Below are 21570 nucleotides of genomic sequence, written 5' to 3' on the forward strand. Positions count from 1 at the left end.
CTGATTGCGGTGAAAACATGCAGCAGACTTTCATACCCGTGCGACGCTTCAAAAAGAACACGGCCGGTCGCGACTTCGTCGTAGGCGATCTGCACGGCTGTTTCAGCCGGCTTGCGAAAGAGCTGGAGCTGCGCCGCTACGACCCGTCGCGCGACAGACTGTTTGCCGTCGGTGATCTGGTGGACCGGGGCATCGAATCGCCGGCCGTGCTCGAATTCGTGGATCGGTATCGCATTCAATCGGTGCGCGGCAATCATGAGGACACCATCGTGCGATGGCATCGCTACGGCGGCAAAAACGCGTCGGTTCGATCCAACGGCGGCGAGTGGCTGTTCGATATGGTCTACGACAAAGCGGCGCTGGACGACATCGTGACGTATATGGCGGCCCTTCCCTACGCGATCGAAATCGAAACCGACGACGGCCTGGTCGGCATCGTGCACGCCAACGTCCCCATGCAATCGTGGCCGAAGATGGTGCAGGCGCTGGAACAGGAGGACCGCAACGGACCCGTGCGGCGCAAGGTGATCTGGGATCGCTCCCGCTGGATCGCTGGCAAGACAGCAGGTTTTGTTTCGATGCGCCGGGCCTTCGCGCAACTGTGCCAACGGTTTGCACCAGGATGGCCAGACCCGGGCAGCCGCATCGACGGCGTGGCCGCGGTGATCGTCGGGCACACGCCGGTGCGGGAGCCCATGGTTCGCGGCAACGTCATCAATGTCGATACGGGGCTCGTGTACGGCGGAGCGCTCACGCTGCTGCGTCTGGACGAGATCCCCATGCTGCTCAACCGCGCGACTCGCGAACAACCGGCATTCGGCCGGTCGAAAGGATACCCGGCAGGCTCGGGCGCATGATCGCGCGGGCAAAAGCGCGCTCGACGGCAGCGCGTCGATACTCCCCACACGTTTGCTGTATCGCCGCGCACTCGATCTCGATCAGCGAGCCGCGCTGGCATTCTCGAAGTGCTGGGCGCCATACGCGCACCGGATAGCCCTCACAGCCTGTACACCCGCTCCGCGTTGTCATGAAACAGCGCCGCCCGCTCGTCCGCCGCGAACTCCCGCGTAATCTCCTTGAACGCGTTGAACACATCGTCATAGCTGCTGAACAGCTTGTCGACCGGAAAGTTGCTCGCGAACATGCAGCGCTTTACGCCGAATGCTTCGATTGCGTGCAGGACGAACGGACGGATGCTGTCCACCGTCCACTTCCAGTCGCCCATACCCAGACCGGATATCTTGCAGAAAACGTTGTCCGCCGAAGCGAGCAAGGTCATACTCTTTTTCCATGCCTCGATCTCTTCGGGCTTACGGTCGACCGGCATGCCGGTGTGGTTGAGCACCATCGGCGTGTCGGGGAAATCGCGCGCTAGGGCGAGCGCCTCTTCCATCTGCGTGTAATAGAGTTGCAGATCGAAAGACAAGTCGTGCTCCTTGAGCAGCGCATAGCCGCGCCGCCATTGCGGATCGCTCATCAGATGCGGACTGTCGATAAACGTCTTCACCGGATCGCGGTGGAAATTCAGGCATTGGCGAATGCCTCGCACATTCTTGTACTGACAGTGCTCTTCGATCACGGCCTGTGCGCTCGGCGAAGACAGATCGGCAAAACCGACAATGCCGTGCGGATAGCCGTGCTTGTCCGCGACGCTCTGAAGCCATCGCGTTTCGGCCACCGGATCGTTGTGATCGTATTCGACCTGCAGATGAACCGTCTTCACTACATTCTGATTCCTGATATCGGCAAGAAAGTCATCGATCAGGTAGTCCTTGCGAATGGCCGAGTAATCGCCGAACACACGATCGAGCATCGGCCCTTGCAGCCAAGGGTAGTTGCCGGTCTTCAGATCGTACAGATGATGATGCGGGTCGATGATAGGCAGATTGTCCACAGCGCCTCCTTTGAAGTTATACGACGCGCGGCGCTCGCGTCGAAACACCACTAAACGAATGGCCGCGCAATCAGGTCAACACCGTTTCCTCAGTACTTCCCCGCGGACGGCGGATAGACACGCTTCACCGTGGCCTGCGCATCCGGCTGATCGATCGTTTCCTTCGTCACGAGCGGTTCCTTCAGCGCGAGTTCCTGCGTTGTCGGCTTATGATTCAGCGCGTTGAACACCTGCGTGGTCGCGTCGATCCCTTGCCCGACCGCCTCCTGCAAAAAGATGCCCTGGATCGCGCCGTCGCGCAGCAGCTTGATTGTCGTCGGGCTGCCGTCGGCCGTGACGACCGCCACCTTGCCGACAGCACCGCGCGTTTGCAGCGCCTTGGCGGCGCCCGTCGCGGCTTCGTCGTACATGCCGTAGATGGCTTTGACATCGGGGTGAGCGGTCAGCACGTCGTTGGCCTGCTGCACCGCTTCGTTGACCGTGAGCCCGTGCGTCTCGAGCACCTGCACGAGATCGCAGCCATCGGCCTTGAACGACTCCTGCGCGCCCTTCATGTACTTCTGCGCATTCTCGCGATCCTGCGGCAGCGACAGCATCGCCACCTTGTTGCTGCCGCGATCCTTCGCGAGTTTGCAAACGTATGCGCCCTGAGCCTTGCCCGTATCGTAGTTATTCGCCGTGACGGCTGACGTATAGTCCGTCTGCCCCGCCTGCGGCCCGATGCCCGTGAAGGCGACCGGCACTGACTTCGACTTCAGAAGACGCAGCACGGGCGGCGTGCTGGTCGAACTGACCGGCCCGATCACGATCGCGTTGACGCCGCGCGTCATGGCCGTGCGCACGTTGTCCATCTGCTTGGCCGGCGAATTCTCCGAGGTGAACTCGACATAGTCCATGCCGAGTTCTTGCGCCCGTTGCTTGACGCCGTACGCGACCCACTGCCAGTACGAAATATCCAGCGACGGCGCGATATACGCAACTGTCTGCTTGTCCGCCGCCACCGCCATCTGCGACGCGAATGCCGCGGCGAGTGCGACGATCGACGCCATTGCGATCCGTGCAACCGGCTGCCTCGTGTATGCGCCGGCCGACCTGAATGTGCGCTTGTTCATGATGTGTCTCCTTCCAGATAGTTTTTGCGAACCCGTGCTCAACGCCGGGCTTTGGTAACGCGGTCCACGAGAACCGCGATGAGAATGACGACACCGGTCACGGTGCCTTGCCAGAAACTGTTCACGCCGATCAGATTCGCGCCGTTCTGAATGATCGTGATCATCAGCGCGCCGAGCAGCGCGCCGATGGCCGAACCGGTCCCACCGAACAGGCTCGCACCGCCGATCACCACGGCCGCGATGGCCTGCAGCATCAGGCTCGATCCCGCGGTGGCCTCGGCATTGCTGATATACGACACACTGACGATGCTCGCGAACGAAGCCAGCAAACCCGAGAGCAGATACGCGCCGAGCCGCACGCGGTTGACCGGAATCCCGATCACGCGGGCTGACGAACTGCTGCTGCCGATCGCATACAGCCAGCGGCCCGCCACCACCTTGCGCAAACAGAATTCGATCGCGACGAGCAGCAGCACGCACCACAGCGCGTAGTTCGGCAGGCCGGGAATCAGCGTTCCTGAATCGAGCAGCCAGTAGTCGGGGTTGGAGATCGGCAGCGAGTGGCCGTCGGTTACGATGAACGAGAGGCTGCCGGCAATCGCATACGTGCTGAGCGTCACGACGAACGGCGCGAGTCCGACGAAGGTCACGAGCGCACCGTTGAGCGCGCCGATGCCGACGCCGACCGCGAGTCCGGCGACACTGCTCGCCACCGCGCCATAGCCATGCGCCATGGCGAGGCCGGTCACCATGCCCGTCAAAGAAAACACCGAACCGACGGACAGATCGATGCCGCCGGTAATGATCACGAGCAACACGCCGAATGCCATGATGACGAGCGGCGCGGCCGCCTGCGTCACGTTGGAAATATTGCCGCCCGACAGCGCCGCCGGCACGATCGTGCCCACCGCGAGTTCGATCACGATGATCGCAATGGCAATCGCGATTTCCGTGCGGTACGCCGACAGCAACCGGCGTCCCGCGCTGCTGCGCTTTGGTTGCGCCTCCGCGATCGGATGAGTGGCTGATTTCATGGCTGTCTCCAGATTGATGATGTTTTGGCGCGCGGCGGCGCTAACCGACGTTAGGCGGCCATACCCGTTGCAGCGGCGAGTTGTGTTTCGTTGACGTCGGCGTGACGCAGGACTTCGGTCGGCTTGCCGTCCAGATCGAACGCGAGCACGGTGTCGCACAGTTCGACCAGTTCGATATATTCGGTCGACCACCAGACGATCGTCGTACCCTGCTGCGCCATCTTGCGAATCAGCGCGTAGATTTCACGCTTCGTGCGGATGTCGACGCCGCGGGTCGGCTCTTCGAGCACCAGCAGCCTCGGCCGCAGCAATAGCCAACGGGCGATCAGCAGTTTCTGCTGCGTGCCGCCGCTGAGTGTTGCCGGCAAGTCCCACAGCGAGCCGGCGCGAATCTTTAGCGCCTCGAGCAGCCGCGTGCTCTGCTCGATCTCCTCGCGCTTCACGACACGGCGCCGGTTGACGACGCGTGCTGCCGCGACGAGGTTGTCGACGATCGGCAACGTGGCGAGCACGCCCTTGTTCGAGCGGTCGCCCGAGACGAAGCCGACGCCGTCGCGCGCGCCGGCCGACGGATGCGAATAGCTGACACGAGCGCCGTCGCGTGTAACGGCCCATGAGCCGGCGGGCGCGATGCCGGTCAGCGCATCGATCAACGAAGACGGACCCACCGGCGCTCCGGCAAGGCCGACAATCGCGCCCGCCGGCACTTCGATCGCCACGCCGTCGCGTTCGATCCGCAATGCGCCCGCGTGAATGCGACCGCCGCCGTCACCGATGTCCTGTTCCCCCGCCGGGTGGGCCTGCCCCAACTCCGCCGACTCCGCGACGCGCGCGGCCGCGTCATCGACGACAACGCTCTGACCCATGCATTCGATGATCTCGCGATCGGTGATCGCATCGAGCGCGACGCGATCGACTGCCGTTTTGCCGTCGCGAATGATCGTGCAGACATCGGCGATCTGGCGAATCTCGCGCATGCGGTGCGAAACGAACAGCACCGCGAGTCCCGTATCTGCAATGAGACGCCGTAGTACCGCGAAGAGCCGGATCGTTTCCGCAGCGGTCAGATTGGCGGTCGGTTCGTCAAGTAGCAACAGCTTCGCGCCCGAACCGAGGGCGCGCGCGATCTCCACCAGTTGGCGCTCGTGCAAGGTCAGATCGCCGACCAGCCGGCCCGACGATTCACGCGCGAACTGCGGATCGATCAGCGACAGCGCTTCGACCGCAGTGTCCATCGACGCGCGTTCGCTATATTTCGCGGCGCCGCGCCGCAGCCGCGGCATCGCGATGTTCTCGGCCACCGACAGATGCGGCAGCAACGCCAGTTCCTGATTGACGACCGCGATGGTGCCGGCGGCAATATGCCCGCCGACGGATGCACCGATTGCTTGCCCGTCGAATTCGAGCGTGCCGCCGTCGCGCTCGAACTGACCGGAGATGATCTTGATCAGCGTCGACTTGCCCGCGCCGTTGCCACCCAGGAAAGCATGCACTTCACTTGGGGCGATCGAAATGTCGAAGCCCTTCAATACGCTGGTCGGTCCAAAGCTCTTGACGATCGCGCGCGCCGTCAACAGGTAACGCTGCTCAGCCATGTCCTTTCTCCTTTCGCGTTTTCCGCGCATCGCGCATGTTTTGCGAATGCGTAGTACGACAGTCGCCAGTACGCCGCATAGGCGCTAACCGGCGAAATGTCTTCACTCGATATGGAAGCGAACAGGACGAGAGCGCTGCGGGTGAGCGTGTGCTGATCGCGCGCTCACCGGGAAAGTCGGATAATCCATTACCGTCTCCTGCACAGTTGTTGCACTGCGCAACCTATGTTTATGATTTAGCCGCCTGGCGGCAGTGAAACTGCCGGGTTAGTACCGAGAGGACCCCATGCATCCCTGGCTGCGCGGCTTGTCGACAGAATGGCAGTGCGAATGGCGTGCGAACAAGGCGGTTTCATTCAACTGCATCTGAAAAAAATTCCACTATGCGCATTCCACCGGTCAAGGCCATCGTCGCGTTCGAGAGCGTGGCCAGAACAAAAAGCGTCAACCGGGCCTCGGAAGAGCTCGGGCTGACCGCATCGGCGGTCAGTCATCAGATCAGCAACCTGGAGTCGGTAATCGGCCAGCCACTCTTCTATCGCTCGGGTCGTGGGCTCGTCCTCACGCCGACCGGCGAGCGTTATCTGTCCGACGTGACGGGGTCGCTGGCGGATCTGAGTCGCGCCACTGAGCGCGCATCGAGCCGCACCGACGTCGATATCCTGCGAGTGCATTCGAGTCCCAGCTTCGGGCTCATGTGGCTGCTGCCGCGGCTTGCGTCGTTTCAGGAGGCCAATGGCGATATCCAGTTGAATCTCGCCTGCTCATATGAGGACGTCTCGTTTACCAGCGGTTATTACGACATCGATCTGCGCCACGGCTATGCGAACTGGCGCGACCTTGAAGTCAGAACGCTGCGCGGCGAGTTCATCGCGCCGCTCGCGTCGCCGCAATATCTGGCGAACAATCCGGTGAAGACGCCCGAAGATCTGCTGCAACATCGGCTGATCTACTCGGAGACGCCGCTCGTGCAGTGGAAGCAGTGGTTCGGACGCACCGGCGTGTCGGCCGCCCATAAGACCTTCGACTTCTCTTTCGATCGCTCGTACATGTCACTGGAAACGGCGGCGCTCGGCCTCGGCATCGCGCTCGAAAGCGTGATGCTCGCCTCGGTCCGGATCAAGGAAGGCGCGCTCGTGCCGGTCTTCGACGACACGCACGCCGTGGAGGTCGGCGCGCATCATCTGGTCTATCCGCCGCAAAACGCCGAACTGCCGCGCGTCACGCGCTTTATCGCGTGGATCGAGCGCGAGGTCGGGCGCATGGAGCGCAAAGCCTGAGAGCGGCTTCGATCCTTGCCAGGGTTTTCCTGCGCCGCGCTCGCACGGCATTCCAGATGCGGCGTCGCACCATGCGGCACCTGCGTTTAAAGCAGCACGTCACCTGAAAATATCTCAAACATAGTTGAGCAGTACGTCGTTGATGCGACCGGCCGCGCAGTAGACACTTCGGCCATCACATCAACACTCAGGAGACAATCATGCTGCTGGAGAACAAAGTCGTCATCGTGACCGGCGCCGCCTCACCGCGCGGAATCGGCAAGGCAACCGCTCAGGCACTCGCCGCTCAGGGCGCCCGCATCGTCATACTCGATTTGCGCGAAGAAGACGCGAAGCGCGCCGCCGCCGATCTCGGCGACGCGCATCTCGGCCTCGCCTGCGACGTCACCGACAAAGACGCGTGCGTCTCGGCCGCCAAAGCGACGCTCGAGCGCTACGGCCGCATCGACGGCCTCATCAACAACGCCGGTATCACGCAGCCGGTGCGCACACTGGACATCACCGCCGAAGGCTTCAACGCCGTCGTCGACGTCAATCTGCGCGGCACGCTCTACATGTCGCAAGCCGTGCTGCCGGCCATGAAAGAGCAGAAAGGCGGCAGCATCGTGTGCATGTCGTCGGTCTCCGCGCAACGCGGCGGCGGCATCTTCGGCGGCCCGCACTACAGCGCGGCGAAAGCCGGCGTGCTCGGTCTCTCGCGCGCGATGGCTCGCGAATTCGGCGGCGACAGCATTCGCGTGAACTCGATCACACCCGGCCTGATTCAAACCGATATCACCGGCGACAAGCTCACCGCGGAGATGCGCGTCGACATCATCAAGGGCATTCCGCTCGGCCGGCTCGGCAACGCGAGCGACGTGGCGAACGCGTGCCTGTTCCTCGTCAGCGATCTGTCGACCTATCTCACGGGCATCACCCTCGACGTGAACGGCGGCATGCTGATTCATTGATTGATAGCGACGCGTTGCCGTTCGCGAGGAGCGGCAACATGACCGGCATCCGGGCCAACCCGGAGCCATGGAAGGAGACGCACATGAAACCGAAGTACCCCGCGGCATCCCTTGCCGCCGACATGCTGCCGCAAACGGACTCGACGAGCTTCGAGTCGAAGACCTACGCGAAAGTCAGCCGTCGCCTGATCCCGTTCCTGATGCTGTGTTATCTCGGCGCTTATCTCGACCGCGTCAACGTCGGCTTCGCGAAGCTGCAGATGCTCAACGATCTGCGCTTCAGCGAAACCGTGTATGGCATGGGCGCGGGAATTTTCTTTCTCGGCTATTTTCTCTTCGAGGTGCCGAGCAACCTGGTGCTGCATCGTGTCGGCGCGCGCAAGTGGCTCGCGCGAATCATGCTGACGTGGGCGGTGATCTCCGCTTCGTTCATCTTCGTGAAGTCGCCTACAACCTTCTATGTGCTGCGCTTTCTGCTCGGCGTCGCGGAAGCGGGCTTCGCGCCCGGTGTGATTCTCTACCTGACTTACTGGTTTCCCGCTGCGCGCCGCGCCAAAGCGCTGTCGCTGTTCTTCATGGCGATTCCGCTGGCCGGCATTATCGGCGGCCCGCTGTCGGGCTGGATCATGCACTCGCTGCAAGGCGCGATGAACATGGCCGGCTGGAAGTGGCTGTTCCTGCTGGAAGCCGTGCCTTCGCTCGTGCTCGGCGTCGCAATCCTGCTCTATCTCGACGACGGCATCACGAAAGCGAAGTGGCTGACGGACTCCGAAAAGACGCTGCTCGCCCGCAACGTGGCCGGCGACAACGCACATAAGATCGCCCACGTCTCGGTCAAATCGTTCATCGGCGACCGCCGCTTGTGGCTGATGGCGGCGATCTACTTCTGCGTGGTGCTCGGTCAGTATGGCCTGACGTTCTGGCTGCCGACCATCATCCGCAAATCGGGTGTGGCCGATCCGCTGTGGATCGGCGTGTTCACCGCGATTCCTTATCTGTGCGCCATCATCGCGCTGCCGCTGGTCGGCATGAGTGCGGACCGTCATCGTGAACGCCGTCTGCACCTGGCGATTCCGATGCTGATCGCCGCAGCGGGCTTCATTCTGCTGCCGGCCATCGGCAGTGTGCCGGCCTCCATCGTCTGTCTGAGCATCGCCGCGGCCGGCATTCTCGCGTCGTCTTCACAATTCTGGTCGCTGCCGACCGCGTTGCTCGGCGGCATGTCGGCCGCGGCCGGGATCGCGGCGGTGAACTGCGTCGCCAATCTTGCGGGCTTCTTTTCTCCGGCGATTGTCGGCTGGCTCAACGACCTGACAGGCAAATCGACCGCCGGGCTGATCTTTATCTCGGTGGCCGTCACGTTCGGCGCCTGCCTCGTGTTTCTGGTGCCCGCGAAGTCCGTGAACCGCTGAACCCTTCTTACTCTTTACGACTGATCACAGGAGACAACATGAACAGTCCAGAACGCGTGCCGACGGCAACCCTTGCCGAACACGCATACCGCATCCGTAGAAACGCATTGTTGATGGGTGAGGTCCAGGGCCAGGGTTATATCGGTCAGGCGCTCGACATTGCCGATGTTCTCGCAGTCGCTTACTTCGGCGCGATGCGCTACCGGCCGGAAGATCCCGATTGGGAAGAGCGCGACCGCTTCCTGCTGTCGAACGGGCATTACGCGATCGCGCTGTATGCGGCGCTCTTCGAAGCCGGCATTCTGCCCGCCGAGGAACTCGAAACCTACGGCAGCGACGACAGCCGCCTGCCCATGTCGGGAATGGCGAGCTACACGCCCGGCATGGAGATGTCCGGCGGCTCGCTCGGCCAGGGCTTGACGATCGCGGTGGGCCGCTGCCTCGGGTTGAAGCGCAAAGGATCGAAGTCGTTCGTGTATACGCTGTTCTCCGACGGCGAACTTGACGAAGGCGCGATCTGGGAAGGCTTGATGTCCGCGAGTCACTGGAAGCTCGACAACCTGATCGCCGTGGTCGACGTGAACAACCAGCAGGCCGATGGCCCGTCGACGCAAATCATGGCGTTCGAGCCGCTCGTCGAAAAACTCGAGTCGTTCGGCTGGTTCACACAACGCGTGGACGGTAACGATATCGCCGCGGTGGCCGCCGCGTTCGATGCGGCGCGCGCGCATCCTGAGGCGCGGCCGCGCATCATCGTCGCCGACACGCGCATGGGCTGCGGCGTCCCGTTCCTCGAACAACGCGAGAAGAACCACTTTATCCGCGTCGATGCCGATGAATGGCAATTGGCGCTGGAAGCACTCAAAGAAGGGAGACAAGCATGAGCAACGCAACCGCGAGCAAACCGCGCCTGAAGACCTCCGCGATGATCGCCTCGATCGCGGGCGAAGGACAGGTCACGCGGTCCGCACCCTTCGGCCACGCGCTGGTCGAACTGGCGCGGCAAAAGCAGAACGTGATCGGCATGACGGCCGACCTCGGCAAATACACCGACTTGCACATCTTCGCGAAGGAGTTTCCGGAGCGTTTCTACCAGATGGGCATGGCCGAGCAATTGCTGATGGGCGCGGCATCGGGATTCGCGCATGAAGGCGCGCAGCCTTTCGTCACCACGTATGCCGTATTCGCCACGCGCCGCGCGTACGACTTCATGCATCAGACGATCGCCGAAGACAATCTCGACGTGAAGATCGTCTGCGCGCTGCCGGGCCTGACGACCGGCTACGGTCCGAGTCACCAGGCCGCGGAAGATCTCGCCTTAATGCGCGCCATGCCGAACATGACCGTGATCGACCCGTGCGACGCGCTCGACATCGAGCAGATGGTGCCCGCGATCGCCGCACATAAGGGCCCCGTCTATGCCCGCCTGCTGCGCGGCAATGTGCCGGCCGTACTCGACGAATACGACTACACCTTCGAACTCGGCAAAGCCAAGCTGCTGCGCGACGGTGCCGAAGTACTGGTCATCTCGTCGGGCATCATGACCATGCGCGCACTCGAAGTGGCGAAGGCATTGGAAAGCGACCGGATCGACGTCGCCGTGCTGCATGTGCCGACGATCAAGCCGCTCGACACGGAAACGATCGTGCGCGAAGCGAAGCGCTCCGGACGGCTCGTGGTGGTCGCCGAAAACCATACGGTGATCGGCGGTCTGGGCGAGGCGGTCGCGGCCGAACTGATGCGCGCGGGCGTGGCGTGTCATTTCCGGCAAGTGGGACTGCCCGATGCGTTCCTCGACGCCGGCGCGTTGCCGACACTGCACGACCGCTACGGCATTTCGACCGCCACGATGTCCGAGGCGATCAAGGGCTGGTTGAACTGAGTGTGTCTTGATGGACGACGCCGGCATGCAGCCGGCGTCGCCTAGTCGGCACGGCACGGCACGGCCGCGCGCACCAGTTCGTCCAGCAGCGCCGCACCGATGCTCGCCAACCCACTTCAGCCCGCGGCGATCACATCGATCCGCAAAGCTTCTCCGCCCGCGGCAATCGCGAGCAGGATGTCGACGTTCGGGTGCGCACCCGGACGGTGACGCGCATCGGCCGTGTGCTCGGCGAACACGACGAGACCATGCTCGGCCGCTTTGGCGTCGAGCGTACCGAAGGTCTGCTGCAGATAGTGGTACACCGCGAGCGACCCCTGCTTGCCCGGCTTGTTCTCGATGCTGGCCACCACGGCGCCCTTGCCGTCCACCAGATCGATACGCGCGATTCCGTCGATGCCCGGCATCTGCGCGAGGTTGTCCTTGAATACGTTGCCCGGTTGAATCATTGAAACCACTCCCTGTGTTCGAAAAATTGCGGCGCGGGCCGTATCTTATCCGATAGGCTGGCATGCCATGCCCATGCGCGCGGCCGTCACGGCGTCCAGCGATACACCACGATGCTCGATCCGTTGTAGTTGTCTTTCGTGATCACATACTCGCCCGCTGCCCTCAGATATGCGCGCAGGCCGTACATCGAATCGACGTCGTTGCCGACATCCACGGTCGCGGGGCTCGAACTGATCAGCGTGGTGACGAGCCGGCCGGTCGTGAGATTGAAAGCGTCGATATTGGGCACCGTATGCACGTAGCCGACGAACAGATAATTGCCCGCCGCCGTGATCGACTTGGGATTGGCACTGGTGAGCGTGATCACCGGATCGGGCCGCGTGGTGTTACCCGCGCTCCAGCCGTGATAGACCTCGATGCGCGACCGCATGGCGGTCCAGTCCCAGCTTCCGGCAATGCCCTGCGCGAGGATCATGGTGTCGCTCTCCGCAAGGTAGAGGATGCGCGTGAGCGGCCGGATGCTCTGCGGAATGGAAATCGTAACCGCCGGTCCCCATGACGGCTTGCCATTGCCGTCGAAGCCGCTTAGCGGATAGTGATAGATGTGATTGGTCCGGTCCAGCCCGGCCCACACATCGCCCCGGCTGTCGATGCAAAAGCCGCCCGTGACCTGCAGGTTCGTATTGAACGCCGTCCCCGGAATCGACGCGTCCGGAATCGCTATGTAGCCGCTCGCCGGGTTGAAATGAAAAAAGTTGAAGATGCCCGGGTTCTGTCCGGACGCCACCAGAATCCGGTTGCCGCCGACCGTGACGAGCTGGCCGAAGTGTTGGCCGCGTTGCGTGTCGTTCATGTTCAGGCGCGGATCGGACGGATACGTGAACGGATCGACCGTGTTCGCGACGAAGGTGCCGCCCGCCGTGCCGGTGTAAATGTGCGTGCCGCTGTAGAAGTAGGCGGCGTCCGTCGATGGGTCCGGCGCGGCGATCGCTTCGAAGTTGAGCGACTGTAATTTCCATTCGAGGTTGCCGGCGCTGTCGTACGCGTGAAGGTCGGTCGCGCCGTTGCGGCCGAGGTCCCAGCCGCCGCCCCACGGATTGTTGAGCACGTACAGGTTGCCGGCGGCGTCCTTGCCGATGCCGGCCACGCGTGTGAAGCGCTTGTCGCCCACCTGTCCTTTGACGCCGCTGGTGGTGTCGAGATAGCCGCCCTGAACGCCGAATGTGCCGGCAAGCGCCGGCGTGCCCGCGATCGTGTAGCGCTTGATGTTCATGTCCGGCCCCTGGTCGCCGACCATGAGTTGCCCGGACGCGGCATCGAAATACAACGCGGAAGGCCGCGCCGCCGCCGGCATCTGAATCGTATTCAGCAGCGCGCCGGCCGGACTGAATTCGACGATCGTGCCCGCGCTCTGCTGCGCGACCCACAGATTGCCGACGCTATCCAGCGCCAACGCGCCGGGGCTCGATACCTTGATGTCCTGCTGCCAGACGCCGTCCGTCGTAAAGACGCGCACGCGATTGCCGAAGAAGTCGCTGGCATACAGCAATGGGCCCGCAGTTGCGAGTCCGGTGATGACATCGGCATGCGGTATCGACGTCCACACGCTGACGGGAATGATCAGATCGCGCGTCTGCGTGGCCCGGTTGTAGCGTCCCACCGAGCCGCTGCCAAACGACCTGTTGTATTGCAACGCTGCGAAGATCGACGTGGCATTGCCGGTAATGGCGCTGCCCTGGAAGTCGGCGTGCGTGCCGATCGAGCCGAGGCTCCGGCCGTTCTGATAGACCGCGACGCCGCCCTCGTTCTCGTCCCACAACGAAGCCGTGTAGATCACGCCTTCGGGCGCGACCCACAGCGAACGCGCGGTGTTGCCCACATGCGTGGCGAGTGTGCCGAACGTATTGCCCAGCCAGTCGGTGGTGTATTGGGCGTAACTGAGCGGCGCGAACATGCAGGTTGCCGCGCATAGAAGCGCGGCAAGGACGCGATGCTTGATCATGAGTGTTGCTCCCCGAACAATCGTTCCTCGACAATGTACCTCGCCAGATATGAAAGCTTGGTGTTTGGTATGAAGAAACGTTCCCGGCCCAGTGGTTAAACCATGCAGCGTGCATGTAAATGGAGAGCAGCTGCCCGCTGGCAAGCGGCACACCCCTATTTTTCGCACTTTACCGACCACTAAACTCAGGCGCACAATCTCTGCGGACAAGACGGTCCGCCGTCCTCTCCGATCATTCGGACCGTTCGCGCCAATGCGGCATCCGGCCGCGAGTTCACCCCGGCGCGCAACACGCGCCCTCCATTCGGAACGCTCCATGGGCAATAAATCGTCAAGCAGACCCGAAGACCTGGTGGCGGGCGGCAGCCGTCATCATCAGATTTTTCCAAGGCTCAATGAAAAGCAGTTTGCGGTGCTCGAACGATATGGCGAACGCCGGCGGCTGAAAGCGGGCGACGTTCTGTTCACCGAAGGCGAACGGCACATTCCCATGTTCACCATCGTCTCCGGCACGATCGAAGCGTCGCGAGGCGCCGGAGACAAGCACCACGTTCTCGGCACGCACGGCCCCGGCAGCTTCACCGGCGAAGTGGGAACGCTCGCGGGCCGCGGCGCGGTCGCGACGGCACGCGCCACCAGCGATTGCGAAGTGATCGTGATCGACGAGGAATCGCTGCGGGCGCTCGTCGTCGCCGAAGCGGAGTTGAGCGAGACGATCATGCGCGCCTATATCCTGCGGCGCGTCGCGTTCATTCAGGATCAGCACGGCGGCACGCTGGTGATCGGCAGTTCGGCTTCGTGGAGTACGCTCGTGCTGCGGCATTTTCTGAGCCGCAATGCGCAGCCTTTCGCCTACTTCGATATCGTCGAGCACGAGGAAGCCAAAGGGCTGCTCGAGCGTTACGACGCGACCGAAGCCGACATACCGGTGATCGTCACCGGGCAAGGCAACGTGCTGAAGCAGCCGACCAACCGCGCGGTGGCCGATGCGATCGGCCTGAGCCCCGACCGGCTGAACGGCGAGCGGTTCGACGTGGTCGTGGTCGGCGCGGGACCGGGAGGCCTCGCGGCCGCCGTGTACGCGGCGTCCGAAGGGCTACGAGTTGCGGTGGTCGACACCAAGGCGCCGGGCGGCCAGGCCGGCACCAGCTCGAAAATCGAAAATTACTTCGGATTCCCGACCGGCATTTCAGGGCAGGCGCTCGCCGGCCGTGGCTTGTCTCAATGCCGCAAGTTCGGCGCGGAAGTCGGCGTACCCATCGAAGTACTCGGCATCGAATGTGAGAACGCGCCGCCCTTTCACCTGCGCCTCAATTACGGCGAACACGTCTATGCCAGCGCGGTTGTTATAGCGACCGGTGCGCGCTATCGGAAACCGCTGCTGCCGCGCCTCGAAGAATTCGAGGGAAGCGGCATCTATTACAGCGCGACCTATATGGAAGCCGCGTTCTGCAGCAACGAGGAACTGATCATCGTCGGTGGGGGTAATTCGGCTGGGCAGGCCGCTGTGTTTCTGTCGGGATTCGCGCGTCACGTGCATATCGTGATCCGCGGCGACGGACTCAGCGCGAGCATGTCGAACTATCTGATCCGACGCATCGAAGCCGCGGCGAACATCAGCGTTCATGTGCGCACGCAGATCGTCGAACTGAACGGCGAGACGCAACTCGAATCGATCAAGTGGGACAGTCAAGGCCGCATCGAGGAGAAACCGATCCGCCATGTGTTCCTGTTTCTCGGCGCGCAGCCGAGCACCGGGTGGCTAGGTGATTGCGTCGCGCTCGACAAACACGGCTTCGTGCTCACCGGTCCCGATGCAATGCCGCAGTGGTCGTCCGACCGGCCGCCGCATTATCTGGAGACCAGCCGGCCCGGCATCTTCGCCGTGGGCGACGTGCGTAGCGGCTCTGTCAAGCGGGTCGCCGCCGCCGTCGGCGAAGGAGCGGCCGCGATTCAGTCGCTGCATCAATATCTGGCGCTGAGCCGCTGAGGCCAGGTGCCTGATGATTCGCGACGGCCGCTACGCGTTGCGCAGGTTCCTCAACGTCAGGCGCGCTTCCAGACCGCCGCCGGAACGGTTGTGCAGCGTGAGGGTCGCGTCCATTGCCATGGCCAGTTGCCGCGCGATGGCGAGGCCCAGCCCCGTGCCGCCGGTATCCCGATTGCGTGACGCTTCGAGCCGGTAGAACGGCTCGAACACCGCTTCCAGCGACTCCGCCGGTATGCCGGGGCCGCGGTCGAGCACGGCGATCGCTGTCTCTCCGCTCGGCAAACTGGCCGCCGTGATCTCCGCCGCGCCGCTGAATTTCAGCGCGTTGTCCACCAGGTTGCCGAGTATGCGGCGCAGGGCTTGCGGACGCGTCACCAGCGAATCGCCGAGCCGCCCTTCCAGGCTGACCGCCTGGCCGGCGTCGACATAGTCGCAGACGAGACTGTCGAGCAGCGCGTCGGGATCGACACGGCAGGGGACTTCCGTCGCGCCGTGCAGCGTGCGCGCGTACGTCACGCCCTCCTTCACCAGGCTTTCCATTTCCTGCAGATCCTGGCGCAGCTTCGCACCCTGCGCGTCGTCGTCCATCACGTCGACGCGCAGGCGCATGCGTGTGATCGGTGTTTGCAGGTCGTGCGAAATCGCCGCCAGAATCTGCATGCGTTCGGTCATATAGGTGGCGATGCGATCCTGCATTGCGTTGAAGGCGCGCGCGGCGCGCGACACTTCCGACGGACCGTCCTCCGGCAGGCGCGCCGCCTTCAAGTCCGGGCCGAGCGTATCAGCCGCGAGCGCCAGCTGATGCAATGGACGCGTGGCGAGCCGCACCGCCAGCCAGCAACACGCGACGAGCACCGCCAGTTGCAACGCCAGCACGAGCGGCAGCCAGCGCGACAGCGGCGCGCCCGACATGGGGCGCATATCGATGGTCAGCGGCGTGCCGTCGCTCAATTGCAGATGAACCTGCAAGCGTTCCTTGTCGCCGGGAACGGCATTCACCGTGAGCGGATAGCGCGTGCCAATGCCGTCCGCGATGGACTGCGCCACACGCTCGGACAGATGCGCATCGATCGGGCTGCCGGCAATGCCCGGACCCAGGATGAACTCGTAGCTGCGCCGCGCGAGCCGTGGCAACCACTGCGCGCGTTCGTTCGGCGGCAGATGATCGAGCAGCGCCACCGAGCTGCTCACTTCGCGCTCGATGTAACCCATCATCACGTTGGTCATGGTCTGGTCGCGCTCGGTCAGCGTGAGCCAGAACGACAAGGTCTGCGCCAGCGCGAGGCCGACGAACAGAATCAGCGCGAGCCGCGCGAACAGCGTGCGCGGCCAGTGCAGCCAGGACCAGCGGTTCATTGCGGATCCCCGATGGCCGTCACCGCCGCGGAAAACACGTAACCCTCGCTGCGCAGCGTCTTGATGTAACGCGGCTCGCGCGCGACATCGCGCAAGCGTTGACGCAGACGGCTCACCATCAGATCGATCGAACGGTCGAACTGATCGGCCTGGCGGCCCTGCGTGAGATTGAGCAGTTGATCGCGCGTCAGCACGCGCTGCGGATGATCGAGAAACACGCGCAGCAAGCGGTACTCGGCGCCGCTCAGCGCGACCATGGTGCCTTCGGCGTCCAGCAGATGACGCGCGGTGGTGTCGAGGCGCCAGTCGCCGAAGGCCAGCATCGGCGCCGATTCCGTCACCTGCATGCCGGGCGGCAGCATGCGCGCGCGCCGCAGCACGGCGCGAATGCGCGCGAGCAACTCGCGCACGGCGAAGGGCTTGGGCAGGTAGTCGTCCGCGCCCATTTCCAGTCCGACGATACGGTCCGCCTCTTCGTTGCGCGCCGTCAGCATCAGCACCGGCACAGCACGGAATTTGCCGGCGCGCAGTTCGCGGCATAGCACCAGACCGTCCTCGCCGGGCATCATCAGATCCAGCACGATCAGATCGGGCGCGCCCTGCTCCAGCGCCGCGCGCATCTGGCGCCCGTTCGCCGCGAGCGACACGCGCATGCCGTTCTTCTCGAGATAACCGGCCAGCAATTCCCGGATGCCGCGGTCGTCGTCGACAATCAGTACGTGATCGATGGTTTCCATCAATGCATCATCTCTTGTGGCGTTTCAATTGCACCCGGCTCGCAACCATCAATGAACACTGCACCGGATGCGCCAGTTCGGCGGCAAGGCCGCCGGTCAGGAAAACGGCGATAGCCAGCAGGCGTTTCATGCGTCCTCCAGCACGGAGAGGCTCGCGCCGTCCGCGACTCCCGCTTCCAGACTATACGGATCGACGCCTTCCAGGCAACCGATGTTGACTCGCCACAACTGCGGGTCTTTACGCGTCTGATGAAACGGATAGATGCCGCAATGCTTGCAGAAATAGTGCCGGGCCACCCGCGTGTTGAACTGGTAGAGCGTCAATGAATCTTCGCCGCTCAGGATCTTTAACTCGCTTGCCGGGAACGGCGGCGTCATCAATGCGCCCTTGCGGCGGCACAGGCTGCAGTTACAGCGGCCGGCCGGGGTGACCGGGCTACGCACTTCAAATTTGACGGCCCCGCAATGGCAGGATCCTTGTAGCAAGTCGGCGCTCATGGTGCTCTCCGTGTTTTGGCAATGCCTGCTTTATAGCCTGGCTCGCACGCGGATTTGTGTCGCAGTGTATCTGGACCTCGTACAGATACACAACATTGCACCCGCGCGGTTTGGGCGACACATGCCAGATACCTGTGGACGCTTCAATACGGTCATTCGCTGCCGATACGCGAACTGCCGTTTTTAGCCTCTTCCTGAAAGGACACTGACATGCTCTCCGCCTCCAAGATCAAAACGCTCGCCGTCGCAAGCGCACTCGCCGCCGCGGCCGCGAGCGGCATTGCCGCTTTCGCGGGGTCGCCCGAACCGGTCGCGCCCGGCCTCGCGGCCAACGCGGCGGCGCCCGAATTCACCGGCATTTCGCAGTGGCTCAACAGCGATCCGCTCACGTTGCAGCAATTGCGCGGCAAGGTGGTGCTGGTCGATTTCTGGACTTACACCTGCGGCAATTGCATCAACACGCTGCCGTACGTGAAAAGCTGGAATCAGAAATACAAGGACCAAGGGCTGACGGTGATCGGTGTGCATACGCCCGAGTATCCGTTCGAGCGCGATACCGACAACGTGAAAACCGCCATCAAACGCTTCGGCATCACTTATCCCGTCGCGCAGGACAATCGTTATGCGACCTGGAACGCGTACAACAATCAGTACTGGCCGGCGTTCTATCTGCTCGACAAGCAAGGCCGCATTGTCTACACGCATTTCGGCGAAGGCGACTATGCGAAGACGGAAGCGAAGATTCAAGCCCTGCTCGCGCAACAAGGATAAACGCGGGTTCGTATCGGCATGTATCCGCGGATTCCGGCGATACGCAGCACTGCAATTCGCCGCTTTCGCGACACGTGCCCGATCGTTCGTCACGCAGCCTGGGTGGTTCGCGCGATGAGCGCTTGCACGGCGCGAAGGTCCGCGGCCGAGGCCGGCGCAAAGACGACCATGCTCAGACCTTCGCCGCCATCCACTGCGAAGGCCGAATACTCGAGCGCGATCGGGCCGGCCTGCGAGTGGCGCAGACGCCTCATGCCGATCCAGTGACTGCGCACGTCGTTCTCCGCCCATAAGCGGCGGAAGTCCGCGCTGCTCGCCTGCAGTTCGACGACGAGCGCCGCGGCTTCCGCGGACCCACCAATACGCGCGATATCGATGCGAAACACGGCGAGCGCCGCACGTGCGCTTTCCTCCCAATCCGGCTGGCTTTCACGCACGGCCGGCCCGCCGAACAGACGTCTGAGCACGTTGCGCTCGCGCGCCGGCACCGCGGCGTAGTCGCCGAGCACCGCGACCGCGGCCGCGTTCCAGGCCACGACGTCCCACGTCGGCGTCTTCACGATGGCGGGACTGCTCGGCATGCCATCGAGTACTCTCTGCAAAGCCGGCGTGACCTGCTGCGGCGCGAACGGGCCAAGCGGCGGCGGTCGCTGTTGCGCGAGCAGGAACAGCATCTCGCGGCCCGCCGCGTCGAGTTCCAACGCACGGACGAGCCGTTCAAGCACCTCGTTCGAGGGCAGGCCGCCACGCCCCTGCTCCAGCCACGTGTACCACGCGACGCTGACGTTAGCCCGCGCCGCCACTTCTTCGCGCCGCAAACCCGGCGTGCGACGCCGGCTCGGCGCATCCGGTGCCGGTTGCAAACGTGAGCGGCGATCGCGCAGAAAGCCGCCCAATGAAGTGCATGCAGCGCCGAGTGGATCAGGCAGAGTGTTGACGGGCATGAGGGATCTCGACAATTTTCTCGTGCGTCGGATCCGTGTCATTGCGCCGACGCTACTGTCGATACTCTAGCGCGAATGGAAAATGGCAGCCTGAATGCTGCCGGGCGTGTGCCAGCTTGCTCTGCGCAGGCGGCAACCTAGTACTCGACGAGTATCGTCACGCGACGATTCGCTGCGCGCGCCGCTGCGTCGTCGCCGATGATCAGCGGGAAATTGTCGGCGCGGCCGATCGCTGCCATTCGGTGCGCTTCGATGCCTTTGTCCGCGAAAAAACGAACCACCGCGCCGGCCCTCGCGGAAGACAGTTCCCAATTGGATTCGTATTTCGCCGTGGAAATGGGCACATTGTCTGTATGCCCTTCCACGAGAATGTTGTTCTTCGATCGCTCGCGCAGCACGCCGGAAATTTGATTCAACACGTCGAATGAGTCCGGCAATAAACGCGCGTCGCCGGAATTGAATAGAATTTTTGCGTTGATGGCGATCTCCACGCCCTGGGCCGCGTTCGAAATCGTAATCTGGCGGTTGTCCCGCAGCGGCTCCAGCAGAGCAAGGAGCTGCTTCTTCGAAACATCCGGCGTAGCGGACGCCGCTTCCGTCACCACGTGGCGCTCCAGGGCCTTGATTTCCAGTTCTCTCGTTTTGGCCAACTGCAGCACATAGAGTGCAAGGAACAACACCATCAATGTGGTGATGAGGTCGGAGTAAGAGATCAGCCAGCGCCCGGATTGCGCCTCGCCTTCATCGGCGGCGTCGTAGCCCGTTTTGTCCGCCATGAGGCGCTTGTTACCCGAGGAGGTGTTCATATCCGAAAAGTTTACACCCGAGATTATGTGTGATTGCCGTCGAAGCACACTAGCCCAGCAACTCGGCCGATCTTTCCCGCACATCACCTGCGAGCCGCGTCTCGATGGTGTGAGGCGACTCCTTGCGCGAGATCGCGAGCAAGCCGTCGAGATATAAGCGCCTGAAACGCAATTCGCTGTCCACTTGCGCCCGGATCTTCCCATACAACGGCAGAAAGACCAGATTCGCCAACGCAAGGCCGTATAGCGTCGCAACGAAAGCCACGGCGATACCTTGCCCGAGTTGCGCGGGCTCGAGCATATGGCCGGTCACCTGAATCAGACCGAGCACCGCGCCGAGAATACCGAACGTCGGTGCGTAACCGCCTGCCTGTTGCCAGATCCGCGCGGCCAACATGTGATTGCGCTCATACGCATCCAGTTCCCGTTGCAAGGCGTCTTCCAGCACGGCCGTCGAAACACCGTTTGCCAGCAACTCCAGACCTCGCTTGGCAAACGGATTGATGCCGCCCGCCTCGATCGACTCGAACACCAGCATGCCGTTCAACTTCGCCTGATCGCCCCATTCGAGCAGAACTGACAGGCTCTCGCGATCGACCTGCCGCGCTTTCACGAATGCAAGGCGCAGTTGCTTGATGCCGTCGAAAAACCTCGCCCAGGTGTTCTGAATCATCACTGCACCGAAGGTGCCACCCAAAACGATGACGAACGCCTCCAACTGAAACAGCGAAGTAAAGTGGCCGCCCTCGAGCGAAAAACCCGCGACGATCGCCGTCACGCCGAACACCGCGCCAAATACAGTCAACAGATCCATACGTCCTCTCGAATGGCCGCCCGCGACTTCGAGCCTCGAAGCC

At 62.9% G+C, this 21570-nt stretch carries 21 protein-coding genes; 8 read left to right on the forward strand and 13 right to left on the reverse strand.

The window, feature by feature from the left end:
* The first annotated feature begins 17 nt into the window (after positions 1-17).
* Positions 18-857, forward strand: a complete 840-nt coding sequence (locus tag B0G71_RS26910; RefSeq protein ID WP_116145579.1) for a metallophosphoesterase — start codon at positions 18-20, stop codon at positions 855-857.
* A gap of 140 nt (positions 858-997) precedes the next feature.
* On the opposite strand, the gene B0G71_RS26915 is transcribed toward B0G71_RS26910, so the two are convergent.
* The 4 genes from B0G71_RS26915 to B0G71_RS26930 all read right to left on the reverse strand — a co-directional run bounded on the left by B0G71_RS26915 (position 998) and on the right by B0G71_RS26930 (position 5635).
* Positions 998-1894, reverse strand: a complete 897-nt coding sequence (locus B0G71_RS26915) for an amidohydrolase (RefSeq protein ID WP_116148917.1) — start codon at positions 1892-1894, stop codon at positions 998-1000.
* Between the two features lie 89 nt (positions 1895-1983).
* Entirely contained in the window at positions 1984-3006 is a 1023-nt protein-coding gene (locus B0G71_RS26920) for a substrate-binding domain-containing protein (protein WP_116145581.1), read from the reverse strand.
* 38 nt (positions 3007-3044) lie between these two features.
* The gene (locus tag B0G71_RS26925) at positions 3045-4040 is read right to left on the reverse strand and encodes an ABC transporter permease (protein ID WP_116145583.1); all 996 of its coding nucleotides are present in this window, start codon (positions 4038-4040) and stop codon (positions 3045-3047) included.
* Between the two features lie 50 nt (positions 4041-4090).
* A complete protein-coding gene (locus B0G71_RS26930) occupies positions 4091-5635 on the reverse strand; it encodes an ATP-binding cassette domain-containing protein (RefSeq protein ID WP_116145584.1) in 1545 nt (514 codons plus the stop codon).
* 383 nt (positions 5636-6018) lie between these two features.
* Here B0G71_RS26930 and B0G71_RS26935 point away from each other — a divergent pair, with 383 nt between their 5' ends.
* From B0G71_RS26935 to B0G71_RS26955, 5 genes are all read left to right on the forward strand, one after another.
* Positions 6019-6915, forward strand: a complete 897-nt coding sequence (locus B0G71_RS26935) for a LysR substrate-binding domain-containing protein (RefSeq protein WP_116145586.1) — start codon at positions 6019-6021, stop codon at positions 6913-6915.
* A gap of 200 nt (positions 6916-7115) precedes the next feature.
* A complete protein-coding gene (locus tag B0G71_RS26940; protein ID WP_106277337.1) occupies positions 7116-7865 on the forward strand; it encodes an SDR family NAD(P)-dependent oxidoreductase in 750 nt (249 codons plus the stop codon).
* Positions 7866-7948: 83 nt separating this feature from the next.
* Positions 7949-9277, forward strand: coding sequence for an MFS transporter (locus B0G71_RS26945; RefSeq protein ID WP_116145588.1), 1329 nt, complete (start codon positions 7949-7951; stop codon positions 9275-9277).
* Positions 9278-9315: 38 nt separating this feature from the next.
* Positions 9316-10161 (forward strand): transketolase, encoded by an 846-nt coding sequence (locus B0G71_RS26950; RefSeq protein ID WP_116145590.1) that lies wholly within the window; start codon positions 9316-9318, stop codon positions 10159-10161.
* The gene (locus tag B0G71_RS26955; protein ID WP_116145592.1) at positions 10158-11159 is read left to right on the forward strand and encodes a transketolase family protein; all 1002 of its coding nucleotides are present in this window, start codon (positions 10158-10160) and stop codon (positions 11157-11159) included. The genes B0G71_RS26950 and B0G71_RS26955 overlap by 4 nt, the downstream gene beginning before the upstream one ends.
* 116 nt (positions 11160-11275) lie before the next feature.
* Here B0G71_RS26955 and B0G71_RS26960 read toward each other — a convergent pair whose 3' ends face one another.
* Both B0G71_RS26960 and B0G71_RS26965 read right to left on the reverse strand, forming a co-directional pair.
* Positions 11276-11608: a DUF2322 family protein gene (locus tag B0G71_RS26960; protein ID WP_116145594.1), complete on the reverse strand. Its 333-nt coding sequence runs from the start codon at positions 11606-11608 to the stop codon at positions 11276-11278.
* An 86-nt stretch (positions 11609-11694) separates the two neighbouring features.
* On the reverse strand, positions 11695-13611 hold the full coding sequence (locus tag B0G71_RS26965; protein WP_116145596.1) for an SMP-30/gluconolactonase/LRE family protein: 1917 nt from the start codon (positions 13609-13611) through the stop codon (positions 11695-11697).
* 316 nt (positions 13612-13927) lie between these two features.
* Between B0G71_RS26965 and B0G71_RS26970 the strand changes: the two genes are divergently transcribed.
* Positions 13928-15601 (forward strand): cyclic nucleotide-binding domain-containing thioredoxin-disulfide reductase, encoded by a 1674-nt coding sequence (locus B0G71_RS26970; protein WP_116145598.1) that lies wholly within the window; start codon positions 13928-13930, stop codon positions 15599-15601.
* Between the two features lie 30 nt (positions 15602-15631).
* Here the strand turns inward: B0G71_RS26970 and B0G71_RS26975 are convergent, their stop codons facing one another.
* The 4 genes from B0G71_RS26975 to B0G71_RS26985 are packed head-to-tail and all read right to left on the reverse strand — an operon-like array spanning position 15632 to position 18192.
* Positions 15632-16957 carry a HAMP domain-containing sensor histidine kinase gene (locus B0G71_RS26975; RefSeq protein ID WP_116145600.1) on the reverse strand — a complete coding sequence of 442 codons (1326 nt, stop codon included), beginning with the start codon at positions 16955-16957 and terminating at the stop codon, positions 15632-15634.
* Entirely contained in the window at positions 16954-17694 is a 741-nt protein-coding gene (locus B0G71_RS26980) for a response regulator (RefSeq protein ID WP_012426490.1), read from the reverse strand. The genes B0G71_RS26975 and B0G71_RS26980 overlap by 4 nt, the downstream gene beginning before the upstream one ends.
* Before the next feature lie 7 nt (positions 17695-17701).
* Positions 17702-17824 carry a hypothetical protein gene (locus B0G71_RS42115; protein WP_258875669.1) on the reverse strand — a complete coding sequence of 41 codons (123 nt, stop codon included), beginning with the start codon at positions 17822-17824 and terminating at the stop codon, positions 17702-17704.
* Positions 17821-18192 carry a GFA family protein gene (locus tag B0G71_RS26985; protein ID WP_106277324.1) on the reverse strand — a complete coding sequence of 124 codons (372 nt, stop codon included), beginning with the start codon at positions 18190-18192 and terminating at the stop codon, positions 17821-17823. Before B0G71_RS26985 ends, B0G71_RS42115 begins: the two co-directional genes overlap by 4 nt.
* Before the next feature lie 210 nt (positions 18193-18402).
* Between B0G71_RS26985 and B0G71_RS26990 the strand changes: the two genes are divergently transcribed.
* Positions 18403-18963 carry a thioredoxin family protein gene (locus tag B0G71_RS26990; protein WP_116123543.1) on the forward strand — a complete coding sequence of 187 codons (561 nt, stop codon included), beginning with the start codon at positions 18403-18405 and terminating at the stop codon, positions 18961-18963.
* Positions 18964-19052: 89 nt separating this feature from the next.
* On the opposite strand, the gene B0G71_RS26995 is transcribed toward B0G71_RS26990, so the two are convergent.
* The 3 genes from B0G71_RS26995 to B0G71_RS27005 all read right to left on the reverse strand — a co-directional run bounded on the left by B0G71_RS26995 (position 19053) and on the right by B0G71_RS27005 (position 21527).
* Positions 19053-19907, reverse strand: a complete 855-nt coding sequence (locus B0G71_RS26995; RefSeq protein WP_116145602.1) for a helix-turn-helix transcriptional regulator — start codon at positions 19905-19907, stop codon at positions 19053-19055.
* A gap of 137 nt (positions 19908-20044) precedes the next feature.
* Positions 20045-20713 carry an OmpA family protein gene (locus B0G71_RS27000; RefSeq protein WP_116145604.1) on the reverse strand — a complete coding sequence of 223 codons (669 nt, stop codon included), beginning with the start codon at positions 20711-20713 and terminating at the stop codon, positions 20045-20047.
* A 49-nt stretch (positions 20714-20762) separates the two neighbouring features.
* A complete protein-coding gene (locus B0G71_RS27005; RefSeq protein WP_116145606.1) occupies positions 20763-21527 on the reverse strand; it encodes a flagellar motor protein in 765 nt (254 codons plus the stop codon).
* Positions 21528-21570: the final 43 nt, after the last annotated feature.

This window comes from Paraburkholderia sp. BL27I4N3, assembly GCF_003386115.1.
Taxonomy (GTDB): Bacteria; Pseudomonadota; Gammaproteobacteria; order Burkholderiales; family Burkholderiaceae; genus Paraburkholderia.

Coding starts and splice junctions, on each gene's coding strand:
- B0G71_RS27000 (WP_116145604.1), bottom strand. CDS start 20,713: ATGAACACCTCCTCGGGTAACAAGCGCCTCATGGCGGACAAAACGGGC.
- B0G71_RS26960 (WP_116145594.1), bottom strand. CDS start 11,608: ATGATTCAACCGGGCAACGTATTCAAGGACAACCTCGCGCAGATGCCG.
- B0G71_RS26925 (WP_116145583.1), bottom strand. CDS start 4,040: ATGAAATCAGCCACTCATCCGATCGCGGAGGCGCAACCAAAGCGCAGC.
- B0G71_RS26950 (WP_116145590.1), top strand. CDS start 9,316: ATGAACAGTCCAGAACGCGTGCCGACGGCAACCCTTGCCGAACACGCA.
- B0G71_RS26935 (WP_116145586.1), top strand. CDS start 6,019: ATGCGCATTCCACCGGTCAAGGCCATCGTCGCGTTCGAGAGCGTGGCC.
- B0G71_RS26990 (WP_116123543.1), top strand. CDS start 18,403: ATGCTCTCCGCCTCCAAGATCAAAACGCTCGCCGTCGCAAGCGCACTC.
- B0G71_RS26985 (WP_106277324.1), bottom strand. CDS start 18,192: ATGAGCGCCGACTTGCTACAAGGATCCTGCCATTGCGGGGCCGTCAAA.
- B0G71_RS26995 (WP_116145602.1), bottom strand. CDS start 19,907: ATGCCCGTCAACACTCTGCCTGATCCACTCGGCGCTGCATGCACTTCA.
- B0G71_RS26980 (WP_012426490.1), bottom strand. CDS start 17,694: ATGGAAACCATCGATCACGTACTGATTGTCGACGACGACCGCGGCATC.
- B0G71_RS26955 (WP_116145592.1), top strand. CDS start 10,158: ATGAGCAACGCAACCGCGAGCAAACCGCGCCTGAAGACCTCCGCGATG.
- B0G71_RS27005 (WP_116145606.1), bottom strand. CDS start 21,527: ATGGATCTGTTGACTGTATTTGGCGCGGTGTTCGGCGTGACGGCGATC.
- B0G71_RS26970 (WP_116145598.1), top strand. CDS start 13,928: ATGGGCAATAAATCGTCAAGCAGACCCGAAGACCTGGTGGCGGGCGGC.
- B0G71_RS26975 (WP_116145600.1), bottom strand. CDS start 16,957: ATGAACCGCTGGTCCTGGCTGCACTGGCCGCGCACGCTGTTCGCGCGG.
- B0G71_RS26940 (WP_106277337.1), top strand. CDS start 7,116: ATGCTGCTGGAGAACAAAGTCGTCATCGTGACCGGCGCCGCCTCACCG.
- B0G71_RS26930 (WP_116145584.1), bottom strand. CDS start 5,635: ATGGCTGAGCAGCGTTACCTGTTGACGGCGCGCGCGATCGTCAAGAGC.
- B0G71_RS42115 (WP_258875669.1), bottom strand. CDS start 17,824: ATGAAACGCCTGCTGGCTATCGCCGTTTTCCTGACCGGCGGCCTTGCC.
- B0G71_RS26965 (WP_116145596.1), bottom strand. CDS start 13,611: ATGATCAAGCATCGCGTCCTTGCCGCGCTTCTATGCGCGGCAACCTGC.
- B0G71_RS26920 (WP_116145581.1), bottom strand. CDS start 3,006: ATGAACAAGCGCACATTCAGGTCGGCCGGCGCATACACGAGGCAGCCG.
- B0G71_RS26945 (WP_116145588.1), top strand. CDS start 7,949: ATGAAACCGAAGTACCCCGCGGCATCCCTTGCCGCCGACATGCTGCCG.
- B0G71_RS26910 (WP_116145579.1), top strand. CDS start 18: ATGCAGCAGACTTTCATACCCGTGCGACGCTTCAAAAAGAACACGGCC.